The 15,701-nt window shown below is 41.6% G+C and carries 15 protein-coding genes; 7 read left to right on the forward strand and 8 right to left on the reverse strand.

The features are described 5' to 3' along the window. Nucleotides 1–2 precede the first annotated feature (2 nt). Nucleotides 3–935 (forward strand): NAD(+) kinase, encoded by a 933-nt coding sequence (locus ICL16_RS41435; RefSeq protein ID WP_190838224.1) that lies wholly within the window; start codon nucleotides 3–5, stop codon nucleotides 933–935. A 46-nt stretch (nucleotides 936–981) separates the two neighbouring features. On the opposite strand, the gene ICL16_RS41440 is transcribed toward ICL16_RS41435, so the two are convergent. The 5 genes from ICL16_RS41440 to ICL16_RS41460 all read right to left on the reverse strand — a co-directional run bounded on the left by ICL16_RS41440 (nucleotide 982) and on the right by ICL16_RS41460 (nucleotide 7,065). Beyond that, complete coding sequence (locus ICL16_RS41440; RefSeq protein WP_190837895.1) at nucleotides 982–1,359, reverse strand: nuclear transport factor 2 family protein; 378 nt, start codon at nucleotides 1,357–1,359, stop codon at nucleotides 982–984. 244 nt (nucleotides 1,360–1,603) lie between these two features. Further along, entirely contained in the window at nucleotides 1,604–2,173 is a 570-nt protein-coding gene (locus ICL16_RS41445; RefSeq protein WP_190837897.1) for a putative toxin-antitoxin system toxin component, PIN family, read from the reverse strand. Between the two features lie 214 nt (nucleotides 2,174–2,387). Beyond that, nucleotides 2,388–2,687, reverse strand: coding sequence for a CU044_2847 family protein (locus ICL16_RS41450; protein ID WP_190837899.1), 300 nt, complete (start codon nucleotides 2,685–2,687; stop codon nucleotides 2,388–2,390). A gap of 249 nt (nucleotides 2,688–2,936) precedes the next feature. Continuing rightward, nucleotides 2,937–3,785 carry an SWIM zinc finger family protein gene (locus ICL16_RS41455; RefSeq protein WP_190837901.1) on the reverse strand — a complete coding sequence of 283 codons (849 nt, stop codon included), beginning with the start codon at nucleotides 3,783–3,785 and terminating at the stop codon, nucleotides 2,937–2,939. Between the two features lie 70 nt (nucleotides 3,786–3,855). Next, nucleotides 3,856–7,065 carry a DEAD/DEAH box helicase gene (locus tag ICL16_RS41460; RefSeq protein WP_190837902.1) on the reverse strand — a complete coding sequence of 1,070 codons (3,210 nt, stop codon included), beginning with the start codon at nucleotides 7,063–7,065 and terminating at the stop codon, nucleotides 3,856–3,858. A gap of 458 nt (nucleotides 7,066–7,523) precedes the next feature. On the opposite strand from ICL16_RS41460, the gene ICL16_RS41465 reads away from it, so the two are divergent. The 4 genes from ICL16_RS41465 to ICL16_RS41480 all read left to right on the forward strand — a co-directional run bounded on the left by ICL16_RS41465 (nucleotide 7,524) and on the right by ICL16_RS41480 (nucleotide 10,808). Next, on the forward strand, nucleotides 7,524–9,680 hold the full coding sequence (locus ICL16_RS41465) for a polyribonucleotide nucleotidyltransferase (protein ID WP_190837904.1): 2,157 nt from the start codon (nucleotides 7,524–7,526) through the stop codon (nucleotides 9,678–9,680). A gap of 127 nt (nucleotides 9,681–9,807) precedes the next feature. Further along, the gene (locus ICL16_RS41470; protein WP_190837907.1) at nucleotides 9,808–10,053 is read left to right on the forward strand and encodes an AbrB/MazE/SpoVT family DNA-binding domain-containing protein; all 246 of its coding nucleotides are present in this window, start codon (nucleotides 9,808–9,810) and stop codon (nucleotides 10,051–10,053) included. Then, a complete protein-coding gene (locus ICL16_RS41475) occupies nucleotides 10,050–10,448 on the forward strand; it encodes a PIN domain-containing protein (protein ID WP_190837909.1) in 399 nt (132 codons plus the stop codon). Before ICL16_RS41470 ends, ICL16_RS41475 begins: the two co-directional genes overlap by 4 nt. Before the next feature lie 96 nt (nucleotides 10,449–10,544). Continuing rightward, the gene (locus ICL16_RS41480) at nucleotides 10,545–10,808 is read left to right on the forward strand and encodes a DUF3146 family protein (protein ID WP_190837912.1); all 264 of its coding nucleotides are present in this window, start codon (nucleotides 10,545–10,547) and stop codon (nucleotides 10,806–10,808) included. Between the two features lie 42 nt (nucleotides 10,809–10,850). Here the strand turns inward: ICL16_RS41480 and ICL16_RS41485 are convergent, their stop codons facing one another. The 3 genes from ICL16_RS41485 to ntcA all read right to left on the reverse strand — a co-directional run bounded on the left by ICL16_RS41485 (nucleotide 10,851) and on the right by ntcA (nucleotide 13,649). Beyond that, the gene (locus ICL16_RS41485) at nucleotides 10,851–11,297 is read right to left on the reverse strand and encodes a pre-16S rRNA-processing nuclease YqgF (RefSeq protein WP_190837914.1); all 447 of its coding nucleotides are present in this window, start codon (nucleotides 11,295–11,297) and stop codon (nucleotides 10,851–10,853) included. Between the two features lie 20 nt (nucleotides 11,298–11,317). Then, the gene (locus ICL16_RS41490) at nucleotides 11,318–12,811 is read right to left on the reverse strand and encodes a DUF3084 domain-containing protein (RefSeq protein ID WP_190837916.1); all 1,494 of its coding nucleotides are present in this window, start codon (nucleotides 12,809–12,811) and stop codon (nucleotides 11,318–11,320) included. Between the two features lie 166 nt (nucleotides 12,812–12,977). Then, nucleotides 12,978–13,649, reverse strand: a complete 672-nt coding sequence (ntcA, locus tag ICL16_RS41495) for a global nitrogen regulator NtcA (RefSeq protein WP_010998529.1) — start codon at nucleotides 13,647–13,649, stop codon at nucleotides 12,978–12,980. Between the two features lie 380 nt (nucleotides 13,650–14,029). Here ntcA and fabI point away from each other — a divergent pair, with 380 nt between their 5' ends. Beyond that, nucleotides 14,030–14,806 carry an enoyl-ACP reductase FabI gene (fabI, locus tag ICL16_RS41500; RefSeq protein WP_190837919.1) on the forward strand — a complete coding sequence of 259 codons (777 nt, stop codon included), beginning with the start codon at nucleotides 14,030–14,032 and terminating at the stop codon, nucleotides 14,804–14,806. 83 nt (nucleotides 14,807–14,889) lie between these two features. Next, nucleotides 14,890–15,510 (forward strand): imidazoleglycerol-phosphate dehydratase HisB, encoded by a 621-nt coding sequence (gene hisB / locus ICL16_RS41505; protein WP_190837922.1) that lies wholly within the window; start codon nucleotides 14,890–14,892, stop codon nucleotides 15,508–15,510. The last annotated feature ends 191 nt before the right edge of the window (nucleotides 15,511–15,701 follow it).

The raw sequence follows: 15,701 nt of genomic DNA on the forward strand, positions 1-15,701 counted from the left end.
CTGTGGAACTCAAGCATGTAATTATTGCTTATAAAGCACGCGATTCTCAAAGTAAACGCTGGGCAGAAATCTGTGCCAAGCAACTAGAGAATCGCCATTGTCAGGTATTAATGGGACCAAGCGGACCAAAAGATAACCCTTACCCAGTGTTTTTGGCTTCAGCTGTACAACCAATTGATCTTGCTTTATTACTTGGCGGCGACGGTACAGTCTTAACTGGTGCAAGACATTTAGCCCCAGCGGGTGTTCCCATTTTGGGAGTAAATGTGGGGGGACATTTGGGGTTTTTAACAGAGTCAGTGGAAGAGTTTCAAGATACTGAACGAGTTTGGGATCGCCTGTCACAAGACCTTTATGCTATTCAAAGGCGGATGATGTTACAAGCTGCAGTGTATGAAGGTCACGGCACAAATTTAGAACCAGTATCTGATGTCTATTTGGCTTTAAATGAAATGTGTGTCAAACCAGCTTCTGCCGATCGCATGATTACCTCAATTTTGGAAATGGAAATTGATGGTGAGGTAGTCGATCAATACGTAGGCGATGGTTTGATTATCTCTACACCCACTGGTTCCACTGGTTACACTGTTTCTGCCAATGGACCAATTATCCACGATGGGATGGAGGCTATCACTATCACTCCCATTTGTCCAATGAGTCTTTCTAGTCGTCCCATAGTTTTACCTCCTGGTTCTGTTGTTAGCATCTGGCCTTTGGGGGATTATGATTTAAGTACTAAGTTGTGGACTGATGGGGTACTAGCTACTTCAATTTGGCCCGGAAACCGCGTTGATATTAGAATGGCAGAGTCTCGCGCCAAGTTTATCATTCTGCGCGAAAACAATTCTTATTATCAAACGTTACAGGAGAAGTTGCAGTGGGCAGGTACAAGAGTTCGCTACAACAATAATCACGCTCACAACCACGCTAATTAATGGGGCAAGAAACCGGGTTTCTCTTCGTTGAATCACCCGGTTTCTTTTAACTCTGGTTGCTAGCTGGTGTTGTTGTGTCGAAGTATTCTCGCCAACGGCTAATATAACCATTCTGGAAATCAATCATAATCACGTCGTCTGCTTGATTGCGACGACCACTTGCTTTGTCGGTATCTTCATAGTACCACTCAACAGCTGCTTGATTTTCCGCAAAAATAATGCGTCGAATTTCAATTTTTACTTGGTAATTAGCTAGTGCAAAATTAGTAACTTCTTGGCGAATTCTTTCTTGCCCCTGCCATTTTTGCCCTGGAACAATCAGTTCCCCATTTGGGGTAAATAACTGTGTGATCGCGTTAGCATCTTGAGCTATCCAAGCATCTCTAGCTTTCTCAATGATCATACGCATTTCTTCTTGCTTCATATATTGATTAATGTAAAAAAAAGCTATAGTTAAACAGATTAGTCCAATTGCTAGATATTTAAGCAAATTTTTCTGCCAATTTCTCATACTATAGTTTAACTACTCTTCATTCCCCAGAGTGACTAATTCAAACAGACTTAGTTGTTATTATATAGTCATAACAAAGCAGCACTGGATGGATGTTATGCCGCTGTGATCCATAGTCTTGCATCGAAGGAGAGCGACGTCAGATGCGAGAACAGTGCTAATATAAGGCATTGACGATGTGGAGTTTTTGTCGCTTCCTCCACTTTGTTTCCACCGAAGGAAGGCGAAACCCTTCATCAGAGCGGTCGTAGGTGGTAATCGTTAGGTGTCTCATATAATAAATAGCTATAGCATACAAGCAGCCTTGGTTCATTAAATGAGCCAAGGTTGTTTGGCTTTGTACCGCGCTGACAATGGCAATATCCTGATAACTGTTTAAGGATAGGAGATGGCGATCGCCTGTGACAATGTGACTTGCACCTCCCACTACCGCACATTCCAAAACCATATCATCATCAGGATCGTTGACAACAATCTCAAGAGTGTTGTCGATTGTCACCAAACGTGAAAAAGAAAGGATTTTAGCTACGTCTTGAGCTGCTTCGGTGACAGACATTTTCTGTTTCAGTTGCAATTTTTCCTTTAACTCTGCTAATATTTCTTGGCACGTCACCGATACAACTTGACCATTTCGCGCTAACTCCAAGCAACGAAACGGGCTTCCTCGCCAACCCAATCCCGAAAACAGAATATTAGTGTCAACGCTAATGACACACAAGCCTTTCATGCTTTGATGGAATAAGATTAAAGCTGACCCAAATCCTGTATTTTATTCACTTGAAGATATTGATAAGCTTGAAGAATTAATTGAGGCAACCCGACAATCTCAAAGTGATGTTGCTTAACTAATTTAAAAATAATTTATGCAAAACCCGCTATTTAAGTGGGTTTTAATTTACTCGTGTTTCCACAGAAGGAAGGTTAAACCCTATAATCTTCATTTATTTTTCCCATTCTAGAGTAATCTCTAAATTAGCAGTGCTAGCATTTTTAGCCAGTACTGCTGTAAGTTTGCCAGATTCAATACTAATATCTATACCAAACTTTACAGTAGCTTTAACTGGCTGAACTTTATGTAATGTTGTCGCAATTTCTTTGGTAAGTGATTCAATAGCTGCGGTAATTTCTTGGAAAGAGCGGGTTTGAATATTAATTTTGCGTTCTCCTATTTGCGTAGCCTCAACTCTGACATGAGTGCCATCACTAAGTTCTACGGTAATCATTTTAGTATTAAATTCCATATTTATTTGACTAGATTACTGTACTTTTTTGACATTTCCCTAGCTAGCATTAGGAGAATTGGTGTTTCAATGTGTAAAAACGCGAGCAATCGCGTCCTTACACATTAACAGGATTTTCTTCCTGCTCCTTGTCTTGCTTGCATCATACTATGCAGCAGAGTGTTTGTTAAAGTCTCAATATTACTTACTATTTATCGACCTGCTGGAGAATTATATACGTATTTTTGCAAAGATTTGTTTCCCAATGGACTAGCTCCCGCCAACGTTCATGGCTGCGACAACAGCTTTCTGACTTACGTCTTTGTAAACTGTGTCCAAATACTTCATAACCACATCAGCAGCAGTTGAACTAGCGAGGTTTTCTTCTTCCTTTGCTAAGGGAATTGACCCCAAAACATCTAAAATTGTTTCGCTACTTGATGGAGCAATGACGACAAGATTTGAATCTAGTGGTTGGTTATATTCCCAAAAAGTGTTGATTTCTAAAGACACTTGATGAGTGGAGGATTCTTGAACATTAGGTTTTTGTAGAGACGTTGCCTGCAACGTCTCTACATTTTTTGTGCTGCGTAAAGAGCGTAAGTCGTTAAGAATTTGCTCTTTAGTACGTCCTCGTAATTGAAACAGTACAAATGGATCTTCACTAAAGCGATCGCCTAACTGATAGTAAATTGCACCAACATGTTTACAGGGGTTAGCCTTATCAGGACAGGAACATTTACTATGAACATCAGACAGCGTAAAAGGAAATAAGGAAAGACCATTAGCTGTAAATACTTCTTCAATATTTTGTGGCATTTCCCCTGCTAATAATTTAGCTGCAAATATGGCTTTTGCCGACATTGTTTCAATTATGTAACCCCACTGTTCACTAGTAAATGGCTCAAGAGAAAGAGAAACTTTATAAGGTTCTGGTTCGCTACCTTGTACCCTAGCTAATACTATTGCGCCTTTGAATTCTATGCTCAAAACATTTCCTTGCCGTGCGTAATTTCTTGCCCGTTCTAAACGCTTTTTAAAGCGGTAGGAATCTAACAAATCCAGCCACCGTTGTGACCACCATTCTCTACTTGCTTGAAGAGTGTAATTAGTTTCCATGATTTAGGAGTTAGGAGTCAGGAGTCAGGAGTCAGGAGTCAGGAGTAGTTTCTCTTGTCTCCCTATCTTATTATTCTGTATCTTCTTCTATGACTGCATCGCGGTCAAGAAGTAGTAAATTGCGAAGTTGGTCTGTATCTAGTTCAGTTAACCATTCCTCACCTGTACCAACTACTTGTTCGGCTAGTTGTTTCTTACTTTCAATCATGTCATGAATCTTTTCTTCCAATGTACCTGAGCAAACGAATTTATGCACTTGTACATTACGAGTTTGACCAATCCGAAAAACTCTATCTGTGGCTTGATTTTCTACAGCGGGGTTCCACCATCGATCAAAGTGAAAGACATGATTTGCTCTGGTTAAATTTAATCCCACACCACCAGCTTTCAATGATAAAAGCATGAGCGGAGGACCTTGGGGATCGTGCTGGAAACGATCTACCATCTCTTCACGTTGTTTTTTACTGGTACTACCATATAAAAATAACGTCTCTCGCCCTAAATATTGTTCCAGATATGGTTTGAGCAACTTACCCCATTCAGCAAACTGTGTGAAAATTAGAGCGCGATCGCCTTCTGCCAAAGCCACATCTAACATTTCCACAAGACGTTGGAGTTTACCTGACTGATGTTTAAGTAATGAATTTTCTTTCAAATATTGGGCGGGGTGATTGCAGATTTGTTTCAGCTTAATTAATAAAGCCAAAATCATTCCTCGACGTTGCAAGCCTTCTGCATTATCAATCTCAGCCAGTGATTGTTCCACTACTTTTTGATAAAGTTCTGCTTGTTGGGGACTTAGACCACAAAATACTGTCATTTCTTGTTTTTCTGGCAAATCTTGAATAATTTCGCGGTCTGTTTTTAAACGTCGGAGAATAAATGGTTGAACTAATGAGCGCAATTGACTTAACGAAGCCGTATCTCCATACTTTTCGATTGGGATCGCAAACCGTCGCTGGAAAAATTGCCGATTTCCTAAATACCCAGGATTGAGAAAATCTAGAATTGACCAAAGTTCTTGTAGTCTATTTTCTACAGGCGTTCCTGTTAAAGCAATGCGAAATGTAGTTTCTAGTTGACGCACAGCTTGGGATTGCTTCGCCTCTGAATTTTTGATATTTTGTGCTTCATCTAAAACTATTACCTGCCAAGAAACACTTTGCAACGTCTTGACATCTCGCTGAACTAGTGCATAACTAGTAATAATTAAATCATGTTTTTTAACTATTTCTTCAAACGCCTTACCTTTAGGACGTTTATCACCGTGATACTGCAAAACTTTCAGTGTAGGCGCAAATTTCTTCACTTCTCGTTCCCAGTTTCCTAATACTGAAGTAGGGCAAACAAGCAGCGTAGGTTTTTCCAGCACTTCCTGTTCTTTCAGGTGTAGGAGAAAAGTGATAAATTGAACCGACTTACCCAATCCCATATCGTCAGCAAGACAAGCGCCTAATCCCCAACGTTCCAGGAAAGCAAGCCACGCAACACCACGTTCTTGATATGGTCGTAATTGTCCCACTAAGCTGGTAGGGGTAGGTAAAGGACTGAGTGCTTGATGATTTGTCAAGGCAGTAATTAACTCCTGCAAAGCCCCAGATGCTTCAAAGCTGACTACAGGTAATTTTTCAATCGCCTGAGTGTCCCCAGTACTTATACGTAAAGCATCTTCTAATGAAAGTGCCATTTGATCTTTGCGGGCAGCGAAAAAGGCTTTGGCTGTTTTGATATCTTGCGATCGCAATTCCACCCACTCACCATTAATCTCCACTAATGGACTATTCATGGCGACAAGTTTGTCAAACTCTGCCTTAGAAATAGTTTGTCCACCAATGGCTAATTCCCACTGAAAATTCAACAAACTTTGCAAACCCAAACGTCCCTTCTGTTTCTTCGGTGTTTGGGCGGTGACTTTCAAACCCAAACGATTTGCCCATCCCTCGCGATTCGCCAAACTAGGAGGCAAAACTACACCTAAACCACTATCCTCAAACCGCCACGCCACAGACTTAATAAACTCATAAGCTTGCACGGGATTAAGGTAGCATCTTTGTGGGTTAGGACTTTCCAAGCTAGGTGCAATGATTGGATATAAGCGGGAAGCCAATCCTAAACCGCGCAAGAAAGTTTCTTGGGGATTGTCAATTGTCCGATTTTGATAAACTAATCTTTCCAACGGGTGATGCCAAATTGTGGTTGCATCTACCAAAAAATTTTGGTCATCAGCAGCTTGGAGGAAATACGCTAAAGTCCAATCCTGTTCACCCGGCTCTGGGGGATGTAGTCTAAAACAGGTACGAAACGAGCGAGTTCCGACTAATTGGGATTGCACTGGCATCGTCCAAGCTCTGAGCGCTGCTTCTAGTCGTTCTACCTCCAACGCATTGGCATTGACTGTATTAGATGTAGCTGTCAAAAATTGTAACCACTGTCGCACAGTTGCAGGTATTGACGCCATCACTCTTGTCTCTAGCACTTGACTATCTTGCATCCCTCGGATTTGCGCATCTATTGTGTCGTTGAGAAATCCTAGCAACAATTCTTGCGGTTTCGTAGGTAAATTTACTGCTGGGTAGGTAATGGGATCATTTCTCCCCTCCTCCCCCCCCAGGTTTAAACCTGAGGCTATGCTCCCCTGCTGATACACCCGACAAGCTAGAGGCATTAACCGAGAAAATTTCTCTAAACGGGTTCCGTCTACAGCACTATCTAAAAGTGCTTGCCATTTGGCAGTGATCAAGTTATCTGCTTGCTTTTGGAGAGTTGGTAAAAATTTACATCGTGAAATTAAATCCAAACTCCATCGCGAAATCTGCGCCCAAAAGCGTAAATCTCCACCTAAAAAGGAATTTCCATTAGCGCTATTTAGCGGTAGAGAGGTAAGTAATTTGATCGTATCATTAGGGTTGAGGCAATAACCCTCAATCAACCAAGGTTGTAGATATTGGATAGTTTCTGTCTTTTCTGTTTCATCGGGGGTGTCTATTATGACAGAATACGTTGGAAATATTGATAATGTCTTACTATCACTTTCTTGAATATAAGTTGGTAAGGCAATTGTTTGCGTGTCTTTTGGTATAATATCAGTAGCGCCTTTAAGCAGGTTGTGCTTGTGCAATAATGAGCTTATTTCCGCTGGTGTCATTGCCAATGGATGTGGTGACACTTGTCTTAAAGTGTTCTGAGCAAAACTATCTTCTCTAGTTCGCCAAGTTTCGCCCCAAATAAATAAGCAGCCACCCTGATTTTTTAGTAACCAAGTACCATGTAAAATTGCCATTTCTTAACTACTCAAAATTTTGCCTAATTTAAAGCTTTGAATCATGCTTTTATCATCTTAAATTATTGCTAATAATTAAGTATTATAAACATTTTCCTCTGCGCTCTCTATCCCTGGTGCGGTGAAAAAGTAATTTATTTAACCGCAGAGGCGCAGAGTAGACAGAGGTAAGAGGTGATCGAGTTTTTGATCTAGAGTGGGCAGCAAAGTTCTAGGCGGTTGATTCTGTTTAATGCTGAGTACGAGAACAGATATATCCTAAGATACATGAAAACTTGATTTATTTTGCTCAATTCCTAAATTTGTAGAACTGTTTTCAAAGCAACCAGGCACACCACGTCCTCCGGGGGTGTGGTGAAATTATTTATCTTTGTATGTAACTGCCTCCACGACAAACGTGCATAAATGTTAGGATTGCCACAGAGAGAGAATAGTGAAAGAGAAGGAAAAAAAACTGAATGGGAGAATTTGAAAAGTCAATATCCTTTGACGGACGGGATATTCGACTGAAGGTTGGTCAACTAGCTCCCCAGGCTGGAGGATCAGTGTTGATACAATCTGGGGACACAGCAGTTTTGGTGACGGCTACACGATCAGCAGCCAGAGACGGCGTTGATTTTCTTCCCCTGACAGTAGATTATGAAGAAAGATTGTATGCAGCAGGTAGAATACCTGGAGGATTATTGCGACGGGAAGGGCGTCCACCAGAAAGAGCAATTCTCACTAGCCGTTTGATTGACCGTCCATTACGTCCTTTGTTCCCATCTTGGTTGAGAGACGACCTACAAGTTGTAGCATTGACGCTTTCAATGGATGAGCAAGTGCCACCAGATGTATTAGCGGTAACAGGTGCTTCTATAGCCACTATCTTAGCTGGCATTCCTTTTAATGGACCAATGGCAGCAGTGCGTGTTGGTTTGGTGGGGGATGATTTTATTATTAACCCCACTTATGCAGAAGTTGAAGCTGGAGATTTAGACCTGATAGTGGCAGGATCGCTAGAAGGTGTAATCATGGTGGAAGCAGGAGCTAATCAATTGCCAGAGCGAGACATCATTGAAGCAATTGAATTTGGCTATGAAGCAGTGCAGGATTTAATCAAAGCACAGCAAGACTTGATTGCCGAATTAGGGTTGGAAATTATCCAAGATGCACCACCAGAGGTAGATTCAACTTTAGAAGACTACCTCAAAGAGCGCTCATCAAATGAGATCAAGAAAATTCTGTCGCAATTTGATTTAAGCAAACCAGAACGCGACAAAGCTTTAGATGCAATCAAAGATACCGTTGTTGCAAAGATCGCTGAACTACCAGAAGAAGATCCGATTCGTACTGCCGCAGCTAAAAATAGTAAGGCAGTAGATAATACTTTCAAAGACATTACGAAAAAGTTAATGCGCCGTCAAATCGTTGAAGATAACGTGCGCGTTGATGGTCGTAAACTTGATGAAGTACGTCCGGTTTCTTGTCTGGTTGACTTTTTGCCTAAGCGAATTCACGGTTGCGGTTTATTTAACCGGGGACTAACTCAGGTATTATCCGCTTGTACTCTCGGTACACCCGGAGATATGCAATATCTGAGCGATGACTTGCAACAAGACCAACAAAAGCGCTACATGCACCACTATAACTTCCCCCCGTTCTCGGTAGGGGAAACGAAACCCTTACGTGCGCCAGGACGTAGGGAAATAGGTCATGGCGCGTTGGCAGAGCGATCGCTACTACCAGTTCTACCATCCAAAGAACAATTCCCCTACGTAATTCGGGTTGTATCGGAAGTACTTTCTTCCAACGGTTCTACTTCGATGGGTTCGGTGTGCGCTTCTACACTGGCGTTAATGGATGCAGGCGTACCTATTTCCAAACCAGTCAGCGGTGCGGCAATGGGTTTGATTAAGGAAGGCGAAGAGGTACGAGTCCTCACGGACATTCAGGGCATCGAAGACTTTCTTGGTGATATGGACTTCAAAGTAGCCGGCACAGACAGTGGAATCACTGCCTTACAAATGGATATGAAAATCTCTGGTCTATCTTTGGAGATTATCGCCCAAGCAGTCCATCAAGCAAAAGCAGCACGGTTGCACATTCTCGAAAAAATGCTGCAAGCAATTGCTCAACCGCGTAGCGAAATGTCACCTTTTGCTCCACGTCTTTTAACTATCAAGATCGATCCTGACATGATTGGTTTGGTAATTGGACCTGGAGGTAAGACAATTAAGGGCATCACGGAAGAAACTGGTGCTAAAATTGACATTGAAGATGATGGTACTGTGACGATTTCCGCTCTGGATGAAACCAAAGCGAAAAAAGCACGGAATATTATTCAGGGCATGACGCGCAAGCTGAATGAGGGTGATGTTTATGAGGGACGTGTAACTCGAATTATACCTATAGGCGCTTTTGTGGAATTTCTTCCTGGGAAAGAAGGGATGATCCACATTTCTCAACTAGCTGACTACCGAGTGGGCAAAGTTGAGGATGAAGTCGCAGTTGGTGACGAAGTAATTGTCAAGGTGCGCGAGATAGATAATAAAGGTAGGATTAATCTTACCCGCTTGGGTATTCACCCAGATCAAGCAGCAGCAGCGCGGGAAGCTGCAGCGGTTAATCGGTAAGTGAATTTTGGATTTTAGATTTTGGCTGAATCGCAAATCTAAAATCCGCTTTTGATTTTGTTTGGCTTGACAAATTCTTCTTTAATCCTTACCTTTAAGTAAGGATTCTCTAATTAGCAAAGGTCAAATGCCAACAGCAACTATTACCACTAAGGGGCAGACCACTATACCCAAAGAAATACGGGACTATCTGCAAATAAACCCCGGAGATCAAATTGATTTCATCATTGAGGAAGATGGGCGTGTGATCGTTCAACCAGCAACGATTAAAGTGCAAGAGTTGAAGGGAATCTTGCACCGAGAAGGCATGAAATCTATTTCTGTTGAAGAAATGAATGCAGCAGTGAGAAAAAGAGCGGCAAAAAACGAGTGAAGGGATTAGATACTAACATTCTTGTCCGATATATAGTACAAGATGACCCAGTTCAGGGAGAAAAAGTCAGCCAATTTATTGAGCAAACAGTTGCAGAAGGCGAAAATAATTGCTTCATTAACAATATTGTTCTGTGCGAATTTGTATGGGTTTTAGAATCTGCTTACAGCTACACCAAAGAGGAAATAGCAGATGCTCTTGAAAAAATTCTCAGGACAAGTATGTTTGATTTTGAGAGCAAAGATGCAGCATGGTGGTCACTTCGCGAATATAGAAAGAGCAAGGCTGACTTTTCAGATTGTTTAATCGCTAGAGTAAATAAAACAAAAGGATGTCAACAAACGGTTTCCTTTGACAAGGGAGTTAGAGGAGTTGATGGATTTACAGTTTTATAGCTCTAGTCGATCTATCTATTTATAGATTTGAGATATTTTAAATAAATGTAAAACTAGAAGCAATATATTTTAATAAAAACATTGACATAAAGCGTTGTGAGTGCTAAGCGTTTACCAGAAACTACTGCCCATGTGAGGATTACGCGCCAATCGTGGCAACAAGGTTTATTGGAAGGTGATGTGAGAGCAGGTGATTTTGAATGGCAGTTTCAATGGCATTTCCTTCGGGGGGAACTGTCGGTTCAACCAAACCTGGGACGTGCTTTAATTAAGGAACCTCTTGGCCGCTTTTTGGAGCAGAAGGACTACCAGCTAGAGCCAGGAGGAGATTATGCTTTTACTATTCGGGCGGAATTATGAAATGGATGGGTGTGGAGACGCAGACGCCTCGGTGAGGCGTCTCTACGGTTGATTGGATTCGGTGAGGCGGTTAAGGTATCTTTCGATGAGAAGGATGGCAACAATGTCATCGATCGCTCGTGGTGGTTGACGCAAACCTTTTGGTAATAGCTTTGTGAGTCCACTGGGAGGGTACATTTGCCAATAGCGATCGCGTGCTTCTAAGGTACTGTAACGTTCATCGACTAAAACTATACTTAACGGTTGTGCTAATTCTTGCTGTAGTTGTTGTTTCCAGCGTTTTGCCGTAGTTTGATCTCCCATTACTAATATGGAAATGGGAAACTTTTGACGTAGCTCCTCAATAGTACTAATTGACTGCTCAGCTTTGACCACTTGGTGATAACATAGTTTTCTATCTAGTCCCATCACTGCTAAACCACACTTATCTCGACCTGGATCAAAGCCCAGAATCACTGGTTGTGTGAGAGAAAATTCCTGAGAATTCATAGAAAGTATAGATACAGTATTTACGTACTAAAAATTATTTGTCCATTTTGGATTGCTACCAGTTTTACTCTTAGTGGTCCGGCAGTGTATGTATCCTCCGCAGCAACAGCTTTAATATCTAGTAATTGATCGTATTGTCTCAGTTGAGCAATAAAACGAATAAAAGTACCATCTATTTCGAGATTCTCCAAAATTCCTGCATTACGAGCACGAAATTGAGAAGCAGAAATCAGTAGTTCAAGGCGCTGTCGTAGTTGATACGATGTCATTGTTTTTGGATCTGCTGTAGTTGCTGCTAATACTTGACCTCCTGTAAAAACTACTTGATTCCGTGCCGCATCGGTAAAAAATGCTATCTGCTTTTCTCCTCTGACGTAATTACCTGCAGAAAAAATTCTGACTACGTATTCTCTACCATCACTAATCTGCTTAGTCAATTGTTCAATTTGCTCTTGGCTATATTGTACTATTTGAGTATTTGTCGGAGGAGTTGCACCTGGTTCAGTTAATTCAACGCTGGCATTACGGTTGGCTTCTTGTAAAAGTTGAAATACTGCGTGACGTGCAGAAGTTGTTTGCTCTACTCTCACCACACCAGAAGCAAGCACTTGACCGCGAAATAAGGCAAGTTTACCTAAACGCAGGTCACGATAAGATTGGTAAAATTTTTCCAGCCTTGCGACTTCCTGTTCTAAAGATTGTTGCTGTTTTTCTAAATCTTTGAGACGAGATTCTCTTTGGGCAAGTACTTGCTCTCGCTGTGTAATTTCTAAGTTACGCTTTTGAATCAGTTGATCCAGTTCAACAATTTTTTGATCCCGTTTTTTAATTGCTTGTTGTCGGTTGGCAAGTTCAAGATCGCGTTTCTCGATGGCTGCTTTTGCTTGGTTGATCGTGTTATTAGCTTCTTGGATTAATCCAATTCGATCCGAGCGCAGTTTGCTAATTTCTGCTACTAGGATCTTTTTCTCATTGTAAACGCTCTTGAGTTCAGCTATTGCCAGTTGATACTGCGATACCACTTGACCTAGTTCTTTCTGAGTGCGTTGGAGTTGCGCTTGAGTTTGAGCTTGTTGGGTTTGAGTACGGTTCAACTGTGCTTGTGTGGCAAGTTGCTTGGCATTTGCTGCCTGCAACGACTGATTAATTGCGCGTAAATCTTCTTGTGCTTTTGCTTGTTCAGATCTGGCTTGCGTTAGTTTGGTTTCGATTTGACTTTTCTCTGCTTCTGTGGTTTTGAGTTGTTCTCGCTTGTGCTTGAGATCTTTTTGAATATCTTCTAGTTCAAATACTCCCTTGCGCAATCCATCATCTGCGGCAAATAAAATTGCCAGGGTTGATGCCGAGATCAAACTACCTGTAAGAAGAGTTATCAGTACAGCGGTATTTTTCGGTCGCAGGTTGAAAAGTGAGAGTCGCGCCTTGCCAACTCGTGTGCCAATGCGATCGCCCACGGTGGCTATGACGCCTCCCAGAATGAGAATTGCGGCTATGAGGATGTACGCGGTGGTCATAATCTAGCTACCGACGAAATCCTTCTAGAAACAGCCTACTACGTTTAACCACTTTCTGTGGGGAATTGGAGAATGGCATAACTGAAATCACTCAATAAGCAAAGTTTAGCTTTAGTTATAGGGTGTGTGCTAGATATGAGCGCCGACTCCACTTCCCCCAGTTGTTTTAGGTGAATTGACGACTTAAAGTTACAGGTTTATGAACTGTAATTTTTTTCTTGTGGATAGAAATCATTTTTTTCTCGCGTAAATCGCCCAGTAAACGGGTGACAGTAACGCGAGTAGAACCAATTGCCTCTGCGATTGCTTGATGAGAAAGCTTCAGATCAATTGTGATTCCGTCCGCACAAGGTACGCCAAAATCGCGACAGAGAATTAATAAAAAACTTACCAGTCTCGATCCCATATCTCGGTGAGCAAGTGTTTCTATCATCATTTCTGTCTGTAGAATTCGCGAAGAAAGACCTCGCAGCATTAACATTGACAACTCTGGATTTTCCTTCAGTGCTTGTTCCACCTGTTCAATTGGTGCTGATAACAATTCTACTGGCGTAAAAGCTACTGCATGGTAAAACCGATCTGACTTGTTTCCCGTTAGCAAAGATAAAACACCGAAAACGCTATTTTCCCTTAACAGTGCTACCGTTATTTCTTCTCCTGCTTCGTATACTCTGGAGAGTTTGACAGCTCCTTTGAGAAGAAAATAAACTCGTTCGGCAGGATCGCCGGGAAAAAAGATCGTTTTGTTACGTTCAAACGTTTCCACAACAGGCGGAAACGCTCCGGTCGCCATCTGACGAAATACATTTGCTAGGGCTTTATCTTGTGTCACGATCATCTCCCTTCCCCTACCCAATGCCGGAAAACTAAAATAGATTACTTAAGAATACACCTGAAAAATCAAGAACACATTGTCAACCTTTCGGTTCTTTCCTATACTTAACCTGTTTGCCTCATAGAATTACTGTTTATCATGATACATAATTTTTCATTCTTAAATCTACTACTTTTTTCGCGTTACTTACCTCTGTTGTACTCAAAAACTTTTATGAAGAGAAAACTCAGATATGTTGAGAATATCTTAAGAAATAAACAGGAATTTTGTCGTGACAACAAGCCCTAATGATCATAAAATGCAACTCCTTGGTAAAACAAAGACAAAGTGAGCATAGTTTCTAGTATGCTGCTGAAAAGCGCGTTCCCATTAATAAACAACATATGCTGGATCTAACCGGAAAAAACGCCCTTGTAACAGGCATTGCCAACAACCGCTCTATTGCTTGGGGTATTGCCCAACAACTGCATAAAGCAGGAGCTAATTTAGGCATAACATATCTGCCGGATGACAAGGGCAAAATGGAAAAAAAAGTTGCGGAATTGGTTGAACCCCTCAACCCTAGTCTCTTTATTCCATGTAATGTAGAGAATGAAGAACAAGTTCAGTCAACCTTTGAGGTTATCCGTGACAAGTGGGGCAAATTGGATATTCTCATCCATTGTCTTGCTTATGCAAATAAAGAAGATTTGAGTGGAGATTTTAGTCAAACTTCACGTTCGGGCTTTAGTAAAGCTCTAGAAATTAGTACTTACTCGTTAGTACAACTGAGTGGAGCAGCTAAACCTTTGATGAGTGAGGGAGGAAGTATAGTTACGCTTACCTATTTGGGAGGTGTCAGAGCAATTCCTAACTACAACGTCATGGGTGTTGCTAAAGCAGGTCTAGAAACAAGTGTACGATATTTAGCCGCCGAACTTGGTGCGGCTAATATTCGCGTCAATGCCATTTCCGCAGGTCCCATCCGCACTTTGGCATCGTCGGCAGTGGGTGGTATTTTGGATATGATTCATCATGTAGAGCAAGTAGCTCCTCTGCGTCGCACTGTCACTCAGATCGAAGTGGGTAATGCAGCTGCTTTCTTATGTAGTGACTTGGCAAGTGGAATCACTGGACAAGTTATCTACGTGGACGCAGGATACGAAATAATGGGAATGTAACAGAGGGAATGGCTAATAGCTAATTGTTAATTGTTGTAAACTATTAGCTATTAGCCATTAGCTATTAACAATTAGCCCAAGTCATGCAAATTAGCGATCGCCCACTCACAATCTCACCTCGTATAACTTCTTTGCGCCGCACCACTGGCGAAACAGATGTGCAAGTCAAGATCAATCTTGATGGTACAGGAACTTGCACTGCCGCAACAGGCATTCCATTTTTAGATCATATGTTGCATCAAATCTCCTCTCACGGGCTAATTGACTTGGAGGTTCAAGCTAGAGGAGACTTAGACATCGACGACCACCATACCAATGAAGATGTGGGCATTACCTTGGGACAAGCGATCGCTCAAGCACTAGGCGACAAAAAAGGTATTGTCCGCTTTGGTAACTTCCTTGCACCGTTAGATGAGGCGTTAATTCAAGTAGCACTAGATTTTTCTGGACGCCCACATTTAAGCTATGGCTTGCAAATTCCTACTGAGCGAGTGGGAACTTACGACACTCAATTAGTGCGAGAGTTCTTTGTCGCCTTGGTAAACCATAGTCAAATGACGCTGCATATTCGCCAGTTAGACGGTATTAATTCCCATCATATCATTGAAGCAACTTTTAAGGCATTTGCCAGAGCTATGCGGATGGCAGTAGAGATTGATTCCCGTCGTGGTGGCTTGATACCCAGTTCCAAAGGTGTATTGTAAAGGAATTTGATGAAACAGTAAATTTACTCAATTACATCTACCTTAGTAGTTAAATTTGCTCTATCTACTTATTCTTTACATGAAAATTACATTTTCCCCAATAAGGTTGGCGAAAACTTCATAAATTCTTTAATGAACTCAGCTAATACTTAAGTATGTATGTTCATTACTAATCTGAATAATACATAGGG

The organism is Iningainema tapete BLCC-T55 (assembly GCF_014698965.1).
GTDB lineage: Bacteria > Cyanobacteriota > Cyanobacteriia > Cyanobacteriales > Nostocaceae > Iningainema > Iningainema tapete.